At 46.1% G+C, this 1,612-nt stretch carries 1 protein-coding gene; it reads left to right on the forward strand.

Going from position 1 to position 1,612, the window contains the following annotated elements; genetic code table 11:
• Positions 1–1,051 (forward strand): L-serine ammonia-lyase (locus JX312_RS13365; RefSeq protein WP_204458407.1); only part of this gene is annotated, 1,051 nt, incomplete at its 5' end.
• Positions 1,052–1,612 lie beyond the last annotated feature (561 nt).

The following is a 1,612-nucleotide window of genomic DNA, read 5'->3' on the forward strand; positions in this document are numbered from 1 at the left end:
ACCCATGACCGATGTGGCAATTATCGACACTTTCCGCGAGGCAGGGAAAGAGGTGGAAATCATATGGCAACCGGACATCTTCCTCCCTTACCATCCGAACGCCATGCTTTTCAAGGCTCTCGACCCGGAAGGCAAGACTCTTTTTGAAATGACGGTATACAGCGTCGGGGGAGGCGCGATAAAAATAGAGGGTGACGCGGACATTGAATCGGAAGACATCTATCCGATGAACAAGATGACCGACATCCTTGAATATTGTGAACGCAGCGGAAAATGCTATTGGGAATATGTAGAGGAGTGCGAAGGTCCTGAAATCTGGGATTATCTGCACAACGTATGGGAAGCGATGAAAGAGGCGGTGGAAAGAGGAATTACACGCGAAGGCCGTCTTCCCGGTCCGCTAAACCTCAGACGTAAGGCAGCGCAATATTATGTGAAAGCTACAGGCTACAGAGACAACCTTAAAAGCCGCGGTCTCACTTTTGCATACGCATTGGCGGTCAGTGAGGAAAACGCATCGGGAGGAGTTATCGTCACAGCTCCGACGTGCGGTTCGTGCGGTGTTGTGCCCGGAGTGCTCTACCATCTATGGAAAAGCCGCGATCTCCCCGAGGAGAGGGTGCTCAGAGCCTTGGCTACAGCCGGACTCATCGGCAATGTGGTCAAAGAGAACGCATCCATATCCGGTGCCGAGGTAGGCTGTCAGGGGGAGGTGGGCGTAGCCTGCGCCATGGCAGCCGCCGCTGCCAACCAGCTCTTCGGAGGCAGTCCGGCGCAAATTGAATATGCTGCCGAAATGGGACTCGAACACCACCTCGGCATGACATGCGACCCCGTATGCGGTCTCGTGCAGATTCCCTGCATCGAGCGCAATGCATATGCCGCGGCACGCGCACTCGATGCCAACATATATTCCTCATTCTCTGATGGCGTGCATCGAGTCAGCTTTGACAAGCTCGTAAACGTAATGCGCGAGACAGGTCACGACCTACCCTCTTTGTACAAGGAAACCGGCATAGGTGGTCTCGCCAAGGATTACCAGCAAATGTGACACGATTCATTCTAAAAAAAGCAAACATGTATAATCTGCAGCATTATCCTTACATAATGCAACGATTATACATGTTTTATTCATTTTGTATATTTATCCAATAAATATAGGATAATTTATTTGGAATCTCCACTCTTTTAACTATCTTTGGCGCGGCAAGTCATCAGACATGAATAAAAATTCATGCCAACCGACATTCCGACAGAACAATAAACAACTTATCCAAAGATAATTATTCCCACTATTTAATAAATAATTTATGGCGAAGTTATTATCTTTATGACGGCATCCTGCCGGTTATAAGTTTTCTCACACGCAAAGATAACGAAATGATTTCAAATGAAATGTATAATTTACTCGCAAAATCAGATTCTTTAACCATTTTTTTCTGAAAGCTTAAATGAATTTGCAAGTTTTTAGTTAAAATATGAATATATTTTTAATATTGCATTCAAATCCCTAATATACCAGGCAAATGCTCGGTGTGTATAAAATAGAAAGAGGATGTGTCATAATAGCCCGTCTGGGTCGTTGGCTGAATGATTCGGACCATTCTGACAG

The sequence above is a fragment of the Barnesiella sp. CU968 genome (assembly GCF_905219685.1).
GTDB lineage: Bacteria > Bacteroidota > Bacteroidia > Bacteroidales > Muribaculaceae > Lepagella > Lepagella muris_A.